Source organism: Ruminiclostridium cellobioparum subsp. termitidis CT1112, from assembly GCF_000350485.1.
GTDB classification, from domain to species: domain Bacteria; phylum Bacillota; class Clostridia; order Acetivibrionales; family DSM-1351; genus Ruminiclostridium; species Ruminiclostridium termitidis.
Genome location: NZ_AORV01000026.1, coordinates 179,261 through 193,909, shown reverse-complemented (window position 1 = coordinate 193,909; position 14,649 = coordinate 179,261). Strand labels below are relative to the sequence as shown.

16 protein-coding genes are annotated in these 14,649 nt (G+C 43.3%); 10 read left to right on the top strand and 6 right to left on the bottom strand.

All coding sequences use genetic code 11. The features are described 5' to 3' along the window. The first annotated feature begins 180 nt into the window (after window positions 1–180). The 5 genes from CTER_RS08170 to CTER_RS08150 all read left to right on the top strand — a co-directional run bounded on the left by CTER_RS08170 (window position 181) and on the right by CTER_RS08150 (window position 5,184). On the top strand, window positions 181–2,478 hold the full coding sequence (locus CTER_RS08170; protein ID WP_004624879.1) for a glycoside hydrolase family 97 N-terminal domain-containing protein: 2,298 nt from the start codon (window positions 181–183) through the stop codon (window positions 2,476–2,478). A 23-nt stretch (window positions 2,479–2,501) separates the two neighbouring features. Continuing rightward, the gene (locus CTER_RS28550) at window positions 2,502–2,756 is read left to right on the top strand and encodes a right-handed parallel beta-helix repeat-containing protein (RefSeq protein ID WP_004624818.1); all 255 of its coding nucleotides are present in this window, start codon (window positions 2,502–2,504) and stop codon (window positions 2,754–2,756) included. 76 nt (window positions 2,757–2,832) lie between these two features. Then, entirely contained in the window at window positions 2,833–3,498 is a 666-nt protein-coding gene (locus tag CTER_RS08160) for a hypothetical protein (protein ID WP_004624832.1), read from the top strand. Between the two features lie 95 nt (window positions 3,499–3,593). Further along, window positions 3,594–4,151: a MarR family winged helix-turn-helix transcriptional regulator gene (locus CTER_RS08155; RefSeq protein WP_004624828.1), complete on the top strand. Its 558-nt coding sequence runs from the start codon at window positions 3,594–3,596 to the stop codon at window positions 4,149–4,151. A 10-nt stretch (window positions 4,152–4,161) separates the two neighbouring features. After that, on the top strand, window positions 4,162–5,184 hold the full coding sequence (locus tag CTER_RS08150) for a serine hydrolase domain-containing protein (RefSeq protein ID WP_004624930.1): 1,023 nt from the start codon (window positions 4,162–4,164) through the stop codon (window positions 5,182–5,184). Between the two features lie 274 nt (window positions 5,185–5,458). Here the strand turns inward: CTER_RS08150 and CTER_RS08145 are convergent, their stop codons facing one another. Then, a complete protein-coding gene (locus tag CTER_RS08145; RefSeq protein WP_004624749.1) occupies window positions 5,459–5,803 on the bottom strand; it encodes a winged helix-turn-helix transcriptional regulator in 345 nt (114 codons plus the stop codon). Window positions 5,804–6,001: 198 nt separating this feature from the next. On the opposite strand from CTER_RS08145, the gene CTER_RS08140 reads away from it, so the two are divergent. From CTER_RS08140 to CTER_RS08125, 4 genes are all read left to right on the top strand, one after another. Continuing rightward, window positions 6,002–6,328 (top strand): cupin domain-containing protein, encoded by a 327-nt coding sequence (locus tag CTER_RS08140; protein WP_004625073.1) that lies wholly within the window; start codon window positions 6,002–6,004, stop codon window positions 6,326–6,328. A 46-nt stretch (window positions 6,329–6,374) separates the two neighbouring features. Next, window positions 6,375–6,755 (top strand): VOC family protein, encoded by a 381-nt coding sequence (locus tag CTER_RS08135; protein ID WP_004624874.1) that lies wholly within the window; start codon window positions 6,375–6,377, stop codon window positions 6,753–6,755. 172 nt (window positions 6,756–6,927) lie between these two features. Next, a complete protein-coding gene (locus CTER_RS08130; RefSeq protein WP_004624944.1) occupies window positions 6,928–7,425 on the top strand; it encodes an RNA polymerase sigma factor in 498 nt (165 codons plus the stop codon). Then, window positions 7,400–8,500 (top strand): hypothetical protein, encoded by a 1,101-nt coding sequence (locus CTER_RS08125; RefSeq protein WP_004625041.1) that lies wholly within the window; start codon window positions 7,400–7,402, stop codon window positions 8,498–8,500. Before CTER_RS08130 ends, CTER_RS08125 begins: the two co-directional genes overlap by 26 nt. A 144-nt stretch (window positions 8,501–8,644) precedes the next feature. Here CTER_RS08125 and CTER_RS08120 read toward each other — a convergent pair whose 3' ends face one another. Further along, entirely contained in the window at window positions 8,645–10,063 is a 1,419-nt protein-coding gene (locus CTER_RS08120; RefSeq protein ID WP_004624744.1) for an MDR family MFS transporter, read from the bottom strand. A 156-nt stretch (window positions 10,064–10,219) separates the two neighbouring features. Here CTER_RS08120 and CTER_RS08115 point away from each other — a divergent pair, with 156 nt between their 5' ends. Then, complete coding sequence (locus tag CTER_RS08115; RefSeq protein WP_004624863.1) at window positions 10,220–10,975, top strand: MerR family transcriptional regulator; 756 nt, start codon at window positions 10,220–10,222, stop codon at window positions 10,973–10,975. 173 nt (window positions 10,976–11,148) lie between these two features. Here CTER_RS08115 and CTER_RS08110 read toward each other — a convergent pair whose 3' ends face one another. The 4 genes from CTER_RS08110 to CTER_RS08095 form a co-directional block, all read right to left on the bottom strand. Next, window positions 11,149–11,688 carry a glutathione peroxidase gene (locus CTER_RS08110; RefSeq protein WP_004624838.1) on the bottom strand — a complete coding sequence of 180 codons (540 nt, stop codon included), beginning with the start codon at window positions 11,686–11,688 and terminating at the stop codon, window positions 11,149–11,151. 25 nt (window positions 11,689–11,713) lie between these two features. Beyond that, on the bottom strand, window positions 11,714–12,772 hold the full coding sequence (locus CTER_RS08105; RefSeq protein ID WP_004624913.1) for a HAMP domain-containing sensor histidine kinase: 1,059 nt from the start codon (window positions 12,770–12,772) through the stop codon (window positions 11,714–11,716). Continuing rightward, window positions 12,769–13,443 carry a response regulator transcription factor gene (locus CTER_RS08100; protein WP_004624933.1) on the bottom strand — a complete coding sequence of 225 codons (675 nt, stop codon included), beginning with the start codon at window positions 13,441–13,443 and terminating at the stop codon, window positions 12,769–12,771. The genes CTER_RS08105 and CTER_RS08100 overlap by 4 nt, the downstream gene beginning before the upstream one ends. Before the next feature lie 79 nt (window positions 13,444–13,522). Further along, window positions 13,523–14,629, bottom strand: coding sequence for a radical SAM/SPASM domain-containing protein (locus tag CTER_RS08095; protein WP_004625028.1), 1,107 nt, complete (start codon window positions 14,627–14,629; stop codon window positions 13,523–13,525). Between the last annotated feature and the right edge of the window lie 20 nt (window positions 14,630–14,649).

Genomic DNA, 14,649 nt, shown 5'->3' with positions numbered 1-14,649 from the left:
GGTTTGAGTTACGTATCGTAAATACCAGTTATTGAACATTGATAAATAAGAGATATAATCAAACCATGGGGGCATTGTTTTTTATTTCCAAAAGCTCTGGAACCCTTGATTGATGGCATGTTCAATGCAACCCAGGCGTAAATCGATTTACACTGTCAAAAATAATGAGGAGGGGTAAAAATGTTATTGAAGAAAGTGGTAAGTTTAATACTGGCATTGTCTATTATACTTATTTCTGTTCCCTCAGTTTTAGCGGTTGATGCCGGGACACAGTATACGACATCCTCGCCTGACAGCTCACTCACGGCGACTGTTTACCTGGAAGGCGGGCAGTTATTCTACACCGTTACAAAAAATGGTTCGACAATCGTCGAAAAATCGCGTTTGGGCATTAAGACCAGCAATACGGATTTCTACTCGGGAATGTCGTTCGTATCAACCGGCACATCCTCGTGGAACAATACCTATTCTATACCAGGCGGTAAAAAAAGTTTGTACCAGGATAACGCGGTACAAAGGGAATATGTCGTTTCGCAAGGCTCGGCCCAGCTTAAAATATACATAAGGGCATATAATGACGGATTCGCTTTCAGATACTATATTCCCGGGCCGGGAGCGACATACATCGAAAAGGAATATACCGAATACAATTTTCCTGACGGAACAGGCGGATGGGGGTACCCCTGGGTAAATACCTATGAGGGAACCTGGAAATATTACGGTCCCGCAACGTTAGATACCAGTACGGTTACAATGCCTTTTTTGGCGTCGATTAGCAACAACTCTTATTGGGCTTTATTTACAGAAGCGAATATGTATAACGCTGATGGTACTTATTGCCCGTCGGTTCTTACAGGGAGCGCAGGAGAGAACATGAAGCTTGCATACGCACCCGATCAGGCCCAGTACGGAACAAAGCTTGAAGTTGCTTTGCCTTTTCAGACTCCTTACAGGGCAGTGATAATAACTGACAATCTTAACGATTTGGTAAATTCAAACCTTGTGGAAAACCTGAATCCGGAGTCAAAAATCACTGACACCAGTTGGATAAAACCCGGCATAGCCGCATGGTCGTGGTGGAGTGAGGATTATTTCGGCGACCCGAATGTTCCGGAAGGATATCGTGAGGTGCTTTATTCTTATGAGCGCCAAAAGGATTATGTGGATTTTGCAGCTTCAATGGGATGGGAATATGTCACAGTTGACGCGGGATGGGCGAAATGGACCGACGGTACTGTAGCTGAACTGTGCCAATACGCCGCGGCAAAGGGTGTGGGCATTTTCATATGGGCAAGCCCGTATGTCCATACCCCATATGGTGCGAGCAGGATGAACATACGTAAATGGGCAAGTTGGGGCGTTAAAGGATTAAAAGTGGACATGACGCAAAATGACTCTCAGGTCGGGATGAGCTTTCTGGAGTCGGTAGCCGATTATTGCGCCGAGCTTAAACTCATGGTATTTTTTCACAACTCCACAAAACCGGGAGGAGAAGAGCGTACCTGGCCAAATGTAATCAGTTCGGAAGGGGTGCTTGGCGCCGAACACTATAAACTGTATTGGCCACCGGCTCCAACCGCTTATCACAATTGCGTGCTGCCGTTCACAAGAAACGTGCTGGGCTCAATGGATTACACACCCGCTGCTCTTAGTAACACCAACAAAAACACAACACAGGGCCATCAGCTGGCGTTGTCTATTGTTTATGAATCTAAAATTCAAAATTATGCCGACTCAATAGACATATACCGAAACTGGAAAGGTACTGAGCTTTTGCGGGTTATACCGGCTTCATGGGAAGAGACAAAGCTCCTTGACGGTTATCCGGGGAATTACGCCGTTATGGCAAGGCGCAGCGGTTCGGACTGGTATATCGGGGCCATAACCGACGGCGCGAGGACAATAACTATTCCCCTTTCAAGCCTGAACCTTGATCCCGGCAGCTACACGGCTTATGTTTATAAGGACGGGGCCACGGGAGAATTCATAAGTAAAGAGATAAGTACAGTGACAGCAGCTTCAACGCTGACGGTTCCCCTTTTACAAACCGGAGGCTGCGCCATTTTGATTTCAAAGACTACAGTACCAAGTATGCCCCAGGATCCTTATACTTACTATGAAGCGGAAAACGCTACTCTTGCCGGCGGTGCTTCTGTTGCAGACTGCGCCAACTGCTCCAACGGCAAAAAAGTCGGCAACCTGGGCAAAACAGCCACTGTGGAATTCAATGTGACGGTACCGACACCGGGTACATACAAAGTAAAGCTGAATTATCTGGCAGCCGATGAGAGGTGGATCAACTACAGCGTAAACGGCGGACCTGGCACACTGCTTAAATTGAGGCTGGATTCAGGAAGCTGGAATGTTGTTCGAAGCTATACTACAGACATGTATTTGAACGCTGGCAGCAACAAGATTAAGTTCTCCTATACCGATTGGGCGCCTGATATCGACAACATAGGTATTCTGGTACCTTAGTACATTTTTTGGAGGAAAAGTTTATGAAGAGGAAATTGGGAATTATCACTTCAATTTGTTTTCTGTTTACCAGTATTTTTGTACAAGGTCCGATACCGCAGGTTATGGCGGCTGCACAGACAACTTTCTACGTATCACCTTCAGGCAATGATAGTAACTCAGGAACGCAGTCTGCTCCGTTCAAGACAATAGAAAAAGCACGTGATACAGTTCGTACAATTAACAGCAGCATGACAGGCGACATATATGTTTACCTCATGGACGGTACATATGCGTAACCGACTCAAGCTATAACGGGGCGGCAGCATATATAAGTTCAGGGTTTACTCAAACAGCCGGAGCATTTCACAGATCATGTCACCGCCGTTGAACGGATTGTCACTGTGGCTTAAGGCAAATCCCTCGGTAGCTCGTGACAGCAATAATTTCGTTGACAAGTGGGCTGACCAGTCCGGCAACGGCTTTAATGCGGCACAGAGCGCTCAGGCAAATAAGCCGGTGTTTGTGCAGAATGCAATAAACGGCATGCCTGCAATACAGTTTGACGGAATTGATGACCTTTTTACGGCTGCCGGTGTAACCGGAAATTACTCCAACTGTACGATATTCACAGTAATGAAGCCCGCAGCGCTTGCAGATTACAACCAGTCCATGGGGGCTTCGGGGGCATGGGGACAGTTTAACTTCCACAGCTCTGCAAATGGTACTGTATATGCTGGTACCGACACAAATACCAGATTTGTAACAGCTGCCAACACCATGGTAAACAATCAGGTACAGCAGTTTACCTACAGGCTATCAGACGGCTCGGCAGCGCTCTATAAAAATGGAGCAGCAATTGCGGGCGGCACACAGACAAACCTTTCCAACAGAGCCTTATTTGCGGTTAGCTCATTTCCAATCCACTATTTCACTGAGTTGGCAAGAAACCGGAAAGAAAAGCTGCCGGCAAATAATATATACTATTTTAAAACATCACATCCATCCATGTTTGTTGAGGACATTCAGAATTTCTCTTAAATTAATGATTATTAGTCAATGTATTGACAATATGGCGGAAAGATGTTTAACTATAACTAGACAATATATTGACTAATTATAGTAAGGGGCACGCTATGGATTACTCTAAAGAACTAAGAGAACTGTTTTTAATGCAGCAGGCATATGCAACCTTGATGGCTGTTGCAAACAAGCTTGAAGCTCAGGATGATAAATATTATAAAGGCCTTACGTCAAGACAGTATATGGCAATATTGGCCGTTTTCCATCTCCCGCCAGAGGAAACAACGGTAAAAAATATCGCTAAAAAACTGGGGACGACCAAGCAAAATGCAAATCAATTGATTGCCGCAATTGAAAAGAAGGGGTATATTATTATATCAGCCAGTGAGCGGGATAAGCGGGCAATCAATATAAAAGTCACCGAATCCGGCATGCAAGCTATTTTAAAATCCACCGAAACCGGTGTGATTTTCATGTCAGAGGTTTTTAAGAACTTTGCTGAGCACGAACTCGATACATTATGGTATTTATTGAAGAAGGTTTACAGTTTTGATGGTGAAGAGCACGATGGATTTGAAGAAGATGCAAGCGGCCGCCTTGAAGGTGATCATTCCAATCTTCAGCTAAGGGTGTTGGAAGAATTCAGAAAAAGACGAAATGGTCAAAAATGAGGAGGGTAATATGTATCAAATTGATTCGGAAACATTGAATTTAATAAAAAGATCCTGTAAAGGGAAAAAGTATATAAAGCTGACAATCGGCCTTCTTGAAGGGAAGGATACGATGTTAAAAGTATATGACGAATCCGGTGAGATAGCTCCTGGGCCAGCATACACATATGAAATTGGATCTATCACAAAAACATTTACAGCATCATTATTATCCAAATTTGTATTTGAAAACAAGATGTCATTGAATGATTCGATCAAAAAGTATATTCCGGGCCTTGATACAGAACAATACTTCCCTACACTGCATAGAATTGCTACCCATACATCTGGCTATTCATCTGCATTTCCATTAAATAATCGGGAATATATAGGTTTATACCTGGATTTAATATTTACGGGGAAGATTCAAAAAGTAAATCCTTTGAATATGGATCTGGACAAAATGAGCATGTTAGTAAAAAAAAGCAAGCTGGAAGATGCCGATTATAAATGGAAATATTCGAATTTCGGATTGTCACTGCTGGGGTATGCAATTGGAACGGTTTCAGGCAAAGCTTACTGGGATACAATGAATGATTTCCTGTTAAATGAACTTGGTTTGGAGAATACTTATCTGGGTACATTCAGTGATAAAAATCTACATGGTTTCAATGCTAAAAATGTGGAATGCGGAAATTGGTGCTGGGATGAAAAAAACCTGGTAGCCCCGGCAGGAGCCATAAGCTCAACGGCGGAGGACCTGTTGAAATACGCCTGGTTGAATATGTTTGAAGAAAAACCATATTTGCAGCTTTGCCATAAAAAGCACGCAAATGCTTCAAAAAAATATGACATGGGTCTGGCCTGGTGGCTGCATAGAAACAATAACAATATTATAATGCACGGTGGGGGGACAGGATGCTTTAGTTCATTTCTGGTGATCGATAAAGAAAAAAAGGCTGCAGCGGTGGTTCTGGCCAATTACAGGTTGGGAATTGATTTGGATCAGAAAATCGGACTTTCACTATTGGAAGATCTGAAAAGATCAAACTAAAAAAGCAGGAGTATGGGGTAGCTATGGAACAAAAAATTGCCATAAGTCAGATTTTTGGAGGCATGGTAATGGATGACATGCGGTGATGCGGCTGATTTTCCAAATCATATAAATTTTATAGATACATCTCTAATAGTGGAGACGATAACTCTGATGACGAATTGTGATCAGAATAGCAAATAAGTAGGCTGCCAATTATATGTTATGGTTTAAAAGCAAATATGAGCAAAAAACGGATTGAGAAAATGTGCTTCTCAGCCGTTTTTTGAGTTGTTTAAAAGATGTTATTTTGCTGGTCCAGATTATTTTGTTTTAGATGTTCTATTCCCCAACGATTCATTTCATCCAAAATCGGTTTTAAGGACATTCCAAGCACCGTAAGAGAGTATTCGACCTTTGGCGGTACCTCGGGATAAACTTTTCTATGGATTATCCCATCTGCCTCCAGCTGCCGAAGCTGTTGTGTCAGCATCTTCTGGCTTATTCTGCTGATACCTTTACTGAGATCACTGAATCTTTGCGTACCATTATTAAATAGATTTCTTAGAATAAGCACCTTCCATTTGTGCCCGATCAAGTTGACTGTATGCTCAATGGGGCATGCTTTATCACATGGCATTATTATCACTCCCGCTAATTATTACTCAATACTTACTATTTGGTTAGTATAGCACAAAATAGTGCCTTCTTGCAAATAGATTGTAACACTATTATAGTGAGTATATAACAATGACTTTTAAATCAGCAGATTTGGGTTAAATTATTAATGATAGCTGAACACTAATTTTAAATTTCAAAAAGATGGGGGTAATAAGTAATGAATAAAATTAATATTGATGATATTCTTGATTTTGCAACTGAAAAAAGCGCGCGCAAGGCAATATTCAAGGAAGACCGGGTGGATACAGGACTTTTGCTTTATGCCCCGGGTCAAACGACACCTGATCATAAGCATTCTGATATCGATGAAGTCTTTTATGTAATTTCCGGTGAAGGTACAATCACGATAAACAGTGAAGAAATGCTTTTGAAAGAAAAAGATATAATTTTCTCACCTAATGGTGAGACACATGGGTTTAAAAATACCAGTTCCAACAATTGGGTTGTGTTACAGATTAAAATTGACATTTCAAAAAAGGATTAAACCATATTTATAAAAATTCAAGATTGAATACAGGAGGTATTGATTAATGTTTACACGAATTGACCATGTTGCATTTTCTGTAAAAGACAGACAAAAGTCGATTGACTTTTATGAAAAAAACTTTGGGTTCAAAAAATATTTTGAACACGGTGTTCCCGGGATACCGGACCTCGAAAAGGTTGTGTATCTTCAATTGGGCGATACTGTGCTGGAGTTTGAACATTGGACACAGGAAAAGGAGAATAAGGGGTATCATTTCTGTCTGATCAGCGATGATTTTGATTCGGATTATCAAAAGCTCAAAAGCGCAGGGATTCCAGTCGTAGCTGAACCACATATCCCCGAGCCCAGAACACCACAGGAAACCGGCTGGAAAAGAGTTGTTTTTCAGGGCCCTGATGGCGAATTAATTGAGTTCCGAGGATAAAAAATACAGAGATGCCATCAAGAAACCACTGAGTCCTGATGGCATTTTTTTATTCTCAAGACACGCGGCGAAAAACTTTTTATTCGGGATGCCCTAAAAATCACGAGAACCAAAGGCATATCTGATCCGTCTAATCTATGACCGGTCAAAATAGCAGTGAGGGGGACACACATTGACAAGTGAAGAGTTTTCACAACAAATAATTAATATGATGCAAACGCTGTATCGTGTCAGTTATTCGCAGTTATCACAAAGCTGCGACCGTAATGAGGCGGTGCAGGAATGTCTGTTAAAGGCCTGGCAAAAACGCAGCCAGTTAAAAGAGCCGCGCTATATGCAGACATGGGTTATCAGGATACTTATTAACGAGTGCCGCAATATTCAGAGAAAACGGTGGCGCGAAGTACCGCTGGATGAAATGCCGGAACGTGCCGCGCCAGCCGATGCGGATTATGAATTGCATGACGCGCTTCTCATTCTGGACGAGAAGCTGCGTTTGCCCATTATACTGCATTACATGGAGGGATTTACCGTAAGCGAGATCGCGGATATACTGCGCTTGCCGCAGGGTACTGTAAAATCGCGAATGAATCGCGGCAGAGCCGAACTGAAAAAATCATTGACCGGGGAGGGTTATACAAACCATGCAAAATATGAAAGATCTTGGTAATGCCTTTGGAAAGGCGGATAACGGCTTTGTGGATAATGTGTATCATATCCTTGCCGACATAGAGAAAAAACAGGTCAAACGGCCTGTAATTAATAAGAAACTGTGCTTTATGGCCGCGGCCATCATCAGCATACTCTTGACCGGAGTGGCATTGGCGGCGACCAATACCTGGGGCGTGCTCGATTTTCTCCACCAAAGAAAAAATGGTACGGCCGTTTTACCGCAAGCCAGCGGGATTATACAGACAAACGTGCCCCAGGCTGCCGAGCCGATGGATTTTGCATCCTTTTCGGTACGAGAAGCCGCATTCGACGGGCATAACTTCTACATCATCGTCGATGTAAAGCCGGCCAGCCATGAGTATTTGCTGATGGGGCCCGACGTCTATCCTCAAGACCCTGTGGGTAACATGGGCCCGGTTTTCAGCGGCAGGACTGGCACAATTGCCGACTACGCCAAAGCCAACGGACAAAAGATGATACAGACTAACGTTGGCGTCAGCGGCGTCAATGGAGCCGGACTCGCATATCTCCTCCAACAGGACGGAACTTTCACATATATGATAAACGGCAGTCTGATTGACGATGCCGACAAGACGGATCTGGAGCTCAAGTGCGTTGTCGCCGAATTTGAGAATCAGGACGGCCGGGAGGTAGTTTTACAGAAAAACATCAAGCGCTCTTCCTTTAACATCACTCTGGAGAATACAGGTATCAGAGAACTTGCCTCCAGCATTACCCCGGCGGAATATGTAAACTGTGGTGTCCGCATTGACAATATTATGTTAAAGGCTTCAGAATTGGCTGTTTATGCCGAAATTAGCTATACGGTCATTGATGAGGTGAAATTTGCCGCAACCGGTACCGGATTACAGTTCGAATTTTTAGACTCTGACGGAAACCGCTTACCTGACGGCGCGGCGGTAGGCGGAGGTACCAACACCAAAGACGGAGTGCATTATGTACAGGAGTCATCTATCGGTGCGATGGAGAAATTGCCGCGGGAGATAACTGTCAGGGGCTACAATATCTGGGACAAAAACAAATATGAGACAAAAACCTTTGAAATGAGATAGTCCCGGCATTAATACAGCCGCCGGATGGATTGATAAAATACAACCCATCCGGCGGTTTTGGCGTCTTATGATACATCGTTTGAAAATAAAAAAACAAGGCATGCATACGATGGGCAATGTCGGGATATTTTTCCTCCAAACATATCATTGCCTGGATTTCCTGTTAGTTAGGAACAGAGCTGGAATGAGCAATACCAGGCTAAGGGCCAGGGCTAACAGGAAACCATCGTGGTAAGCGGTGGTCATTAGTGGAATGGTTGGTGTTTTACCCTGGATTGAAAGGCTGACAACCGTTGCAAGCACTGCTGAACCAAACGCACCGCCAATATTTTGCACCAGCCGGGTTCCGACACTGGCCTGCGCAATTTCCTGGTTGACCATACCGGTGTACGCATCAGTCATCATGGGAATAGCGATACCACCGATACCTATACCGCGGATAAACAAGACAATACTCACAGCAATGAGTGAAGATGCCTCATTGAAGAATACAAATGGAATGGTGCCAACGATGGCTAATGTCAAACTTACCAGGACGACATTACGCGCCCCCAATTTGTCAGTTAGCTTGCCAATCAACGGGCGGGCAATTAACATACCGATACCTTGCGGAATCAAGATCAATCCGGCGCTCAAAACCGAGAAGCCCTTAATGTTTTGGAAAAACAAGGGTAGCAACAACATTGGACCGTTGGTGGCAATCCCTGCAAGGAACAAGCCGACCATGACAGCACTGAAATTTTTCAACTTAAATAGGTGCAATGGGAGAATTGCATGTTTCTTTTTGACAGCGGCATAAATCACGTAGATGGCTAAAATTACCACCCCGGCAGCAACATAACCAATAGTCGTGCTGTTGTTGAATGTACTATTCTTTGCTGCTTTAGTAATCCCATAAATCAAGGCGGCAGAACTGGCACCCAATAAAATGATACCAATGAAGTCAAATTTGGCTTTAACGTTAGCCGGCGTGAAGTCAGGCAGCTTCCAAATCATCAGAGAGATGGCAAGGATACCGATTGGAACATTGACAAAGAAAATATAACGCCATGACAGGAATTGGACAATCACGGCTCCAATAACCGGGCCAAGGATGGGACCCAGAACCGTCGGGATACCAATAGTCGACATCAAACGTCCCATCCGTTCCCTTCCGGCGGTTTCAACACACAAGGTAGTCACCAGTGTCATAATAAAGCCGGCACTGATACCTTGAACAACCCGGAAAATAATCAATGACTGGATACTCCAACCAAATCCCGAAGCAATCGAAGCAGCCAGGAATAAGATATTGGCACCAATCATCAGCCATTTACCGTTGAACCGCTGAACCATCCAACCTGCAAGCGGTACTGAAATTGCCATAGCTAACACATAACCTGTAATTACCCATTGAATTAAATCAAGTCCTATACTGAAATCATTGCTCAAGTGCTTTATTGCAATGTTGACCATTGTTGAATCAAGCAGGGGCATAATTGCTCCAAGCACTAAAATCCAGGCAATGTTCATGATGCTCTTTGGAATTGGCTCAAGTTTTGGGGTTTTTTCATTTTTATTCATCGTAAATAAATCCTCCTTATAATGCGGCGTTTTTTGTTTATAGCTTTTTACTTTACAAAATATCATTCTTTATTTATAATAAAGCATAATCTATCACGTTACGTTCGAGTCAAGCGTTTTCAAAAAGATTATATATTTTTTGAGGAGGGAAGGGCAATGAAAAGTGTAAATGAAGTTTGCAAGCTCTCCGGCGTAAGCCGCCGCACCCTGCAATATTATGATGAAATCGGATTGTTACCGCCCAGCGCGGTAACAGAATCGGGCTACCGCCAATATGATGACGAGAGCTTGCGCCGCTTATGGAGCATTCTATTCTATAAAGAGCTTGGTATTTCCCTTGACGACATTCGGCTGCTGCTTGAAAATCCAAAGGAAATGGAAAAAGAGATCATATGGCAGCATAAACAAATTCTGTTGGAAAAACAGGCAGGACTGCAAAAAATGATATTGTCGGTTGACCGTATATTAAATGATGAGTTTGATATTTCAATGCTGAGAGATTTTGATAAAAATAGACTTGAAACAATGAAGAAAACATATGCAAACGAACTCAGAGAGTTAATGGAAAGCAATTTCTTTCTTCCGGTAGTTAAAAGCGGCATATTACCGGGCCGTGCATCTCTCATAAAAAACGCCTCGAATATAATGAGTTTGGATTTTGGTAAGCTCATTTCTCTTTGCGGGGATGTCATACAAAAGTTTCGTGAAGCCATGGTGGATGGCCCGGAAAGTTCAGCGGCAAAAAAGGCGGTTACTGCATACAGAGAGTTGTTAAACATGTGGATTCCCTGCGATGATACAGCTTTTCGTAAAATCGGACAGGCATATTTGGTTCACAAGGAAGCATTGGACAAAAAGACACCGGGACTTGCGGAGTTTGTATATAAAGCTGTTTTGCATGTGTATCAGTAACCAGTCCCCGGTATGCTGCAGCAACAACTATCTGCTGATATGATATATCTGGGAAAATAAAAGTTGTTAAGAAAGTTACTTTAAATCAGAGGTATATGTACAATATCATATCGTGGGGCCGCTGCACTAAAATTCAGTGGCGGCCCCTTCGGATATCCATATGGTATAATTTGTTACAGCAGTTCTTTTATGTCATTTTCCAGCTGTTCGGGTTTGTAAGCAGGGGAATAACGTGCTTTAATATTACCATTTCTATCAATCAGAAATTTTCCAAAATTCCATTTTATATCTCCGGGTTTTGCAAAAGGCTTTAATACTTTGACTTTGCTTTCAAAAGACTTGGTATTTTCATCACCCTGATCCTCTGGTACCTGCTCTTTCAGCCAAATAAAAAGGGGATGGGCGTTTTTTCCGTTTACATCAATTTTGGAAAAACGGGGGAATGTTGTGTGATAATTCAACGTACAAAATTCCTCGATTTTTTCATCTTTCCCCGGCGCTTGCCCTAAAAATTGATTGCAGGGAAAGTCAAGAACCTCAAAGCCCTCCGCCTTGTGTTTTTGATACAGAGCTTCCAGTGCTTCATATTGCGGTGTTAAGCCGCACTTGGTCGCCGTATTCACAACGAGCAGCACCTTTCCTCTGTATTGGGACAGGGACACAGTTTCGCCCTTGTTATTCTTTACGGTAAAATCATAAATGTTTTCTTCCATGGGATTCATCCTTTCTATTAAATTTTTATTGATTAAGCTCATACTTAGGCAAGGTTACAGTAAAAGTGGTACCCACACCTGACTTGCTTTCACACCGGATCGACCCGCCGCAAAGCTCTACTATCCGTTTGGCAATGGCAAGACCTAGGCCATTTCCCATCTGGGTATGCGATGCGTCTGCTTGATAAAACTTTTCAAAAATCCGGCTGATATTTTCCTCAGAGATACCCATTCCCTCATCTGCTATTTTGACCATAATCTCCCTGGAGGTTTCCTCCTTCGCTGAAATCGTGATCCTTCCGTATTCATCGGAGAACTTGATTGCATTCTCAATCAGGTTCATCCACAGCTGCTGTAGCAGCTCGGGATCACCCCAATAGGTAACTGACTCCAGACAAATGTCCAAATCCAAATTTTTTTTGCTCCACTGTTCTTCCAAAAGGAGAATTACTTTGCGTATCTGCTCATCTAAGGCAAATGACGCTGACTTATCATAAATTACCTGATTGTCCAGCCGTGACATTTTCAGCATATTGGAGCACAAACGATTTAATCGGCATGTTTCTTCAATAATGACGCTGGTATATTGCCCGAATTCCTCATCCGATAGATTCCTGTCCTGCAGCATTTCCACAAAACCTTGGATTGCTGCTATGGGTGTCTTGAATTCATGGGAGACGTTGCTCATAAAGTCTTTCCGCAGATATTCCATTGTTTTGAGTTCTGCCGCCATTAGGGTGAAGTTTTCTGCCAGTGTTCCCAGCTCATCACTGCTCTTGTGATGAATTATAACTTCAAAATTGCCCTTCGCAATCTCCTTGGTTCCCTTGCTCAAGCGGATTAACGGATCAGATATAAATTTAGCGGCAAAATAGAGAAGGATAAAGCCTATGACGGCACAAGCTGTTACTGCCCCCAGCGACAAACCAATCACTGTACCTGGCGTCAGTTCCTGGCCGTCACTCAAAAATAGCATATAATATCCTGCGGCAAGCCCCAGTGAAATGATACAGGAAAAGCAGAGGATAACCAGTGCAACCAGTGTAGATTTTGCCCGGATGGAACGGGATATTTTCTTTATCATAGCAGTCTCTCCGCCTTGTAGCCCAGGCCGCGGATAGTGATGATCTGAAATTCCGGCCGATTTTCAAATTTCTTCCGAAGTTTTTTGATATGGCTGTCAACTGTGCGGTCATTGGCATCCGAGTCCATACCCCAGATTTCGTCCATAAGCTGCTGGCGGGTAAAAATCTTCTTGGGATAGCTCAATAATTTGAACAAGAGATAAAATTCTTTTTTCGGCAGTTCACAGGTCATATCCGGAGCAGTGATGGTAAGGGTATCATAATCCAGCACCACATCCCCAATCTGAATTTTATGATCGTTGGCAATTTTTGCACGACGCAGAAGTGCTTCTACCCGCAGGATCATTTCATTCATATTAATGGGCTTTACCATATAATCGTCTGTCCCGACCCGGAAGCCTTTTTCTTTGTCTTCAAAGCTTTCCTTTGCGGTGACCATAAGAATCGGCATATCATATTTTGCACGCCGAAGCATCTCTGTCAACTGGTACCCGTCAATGCCCGGCATCATAATGTCACTTATAATGAGATCGATCTGCTCGCTGTCAAGAACCTCCAGTGCCTTTTCTCCGTCCTCCGCCTGAAAAGCCTGATATCCCGCTTGTTTCAGGCGTGCCGACATGAGCGTCCTAAGGTTTTTATTATCTTCAACCACCAATATCCGGAACATCGGCCGCCCTCCCTTCTGTATATGATTATAAAGCTGCTTCAATATAATTTTCATTAAATTGTTATAATCATACTATTTTTCATACACTCTTACAACTCACCAGCAAATTTTTTAACTCGGCTTCACGTTCAAATAAGAGACAGCCGCCTTCATGCTCTCCATCCAGCAGTCCGCTGTCTTTCAACCTTCTGAAGAATTGGGAATGTATTGATTCCAATAGGCTATGCTCCTTTAAGCTGATATCGGAATATGGTGAAAAGGGACAGGGTTCTGCACCGCTGTTTGAGTTGACATGGAAGAAGCTTTTGCCGGCGGCAAGGCAGCCGCCTGCGTATTGCTCATCACCGGGAAACGAGATAAAAATCATCTCGTCAAAAGCCGACCGCAAGCTTTCCTTTGACTGTTCAAGAACCGCTCGGTCTGCTGCCGTGGGCGCAAGATGTTTAGTCTGCTTATCTACCGGTACATACTCCACGTAGAGCAGCGCCCGGCAGCCCCTGGAAAAGAGCATTTCGGCAAAGGCTGTACTCGTAACTGTACCAATGTTTTCTGTTGTTACGGTAACGGAGGCACCAAACAGAATGCCTTTTGCTTTCAGGCTGTCCATCAGTGCAACGAGCGTATCATACGTGCCGGCACCACGGCGGTCATCGGTCTGCTGCCGTCCTCCCTCGATGCTCAAAACAGGTACCACATTCCGCTTTTTATCAAACAGCTTCAGATATTCTTCATCTATCATGGTTCCGTTTGTGAAGACCGGAAACAACAGTCTATCATGCTTTGCCGCCAGCTTTATAACATCCCTGCGAAGCAGCGGCTCACCCCCGGCAAGGAGAATAAACAGCACACCAAGTTCCTCCGCCTGCGTAAAAATATTATTCCATTGTTCGCCCGACATTTGACTGTCTTCCATATGCTCGCCACAGGAATGATTTGCCCTCGCATAACAGCCCTTGCAATATAAATTGCAGTTATTGGTGATGCTGGCTATCAGAAACGACGGAATATGTTCGCCGTTTTTCTCAAAATTATCCCTTTTCATTTTTGCATTTTTGCTGGTCATCAAGTATTTCATAATAATGACAGCTTCTTTTGGATTGGTAAAGGAGGATTTAATTGCTCCTTTCACCACATTACCGATTCTGCTGCCCATATAATCTGATAGTACGAAATTCTCCTTTTCCATTATTCTCTCCTATTTACTAT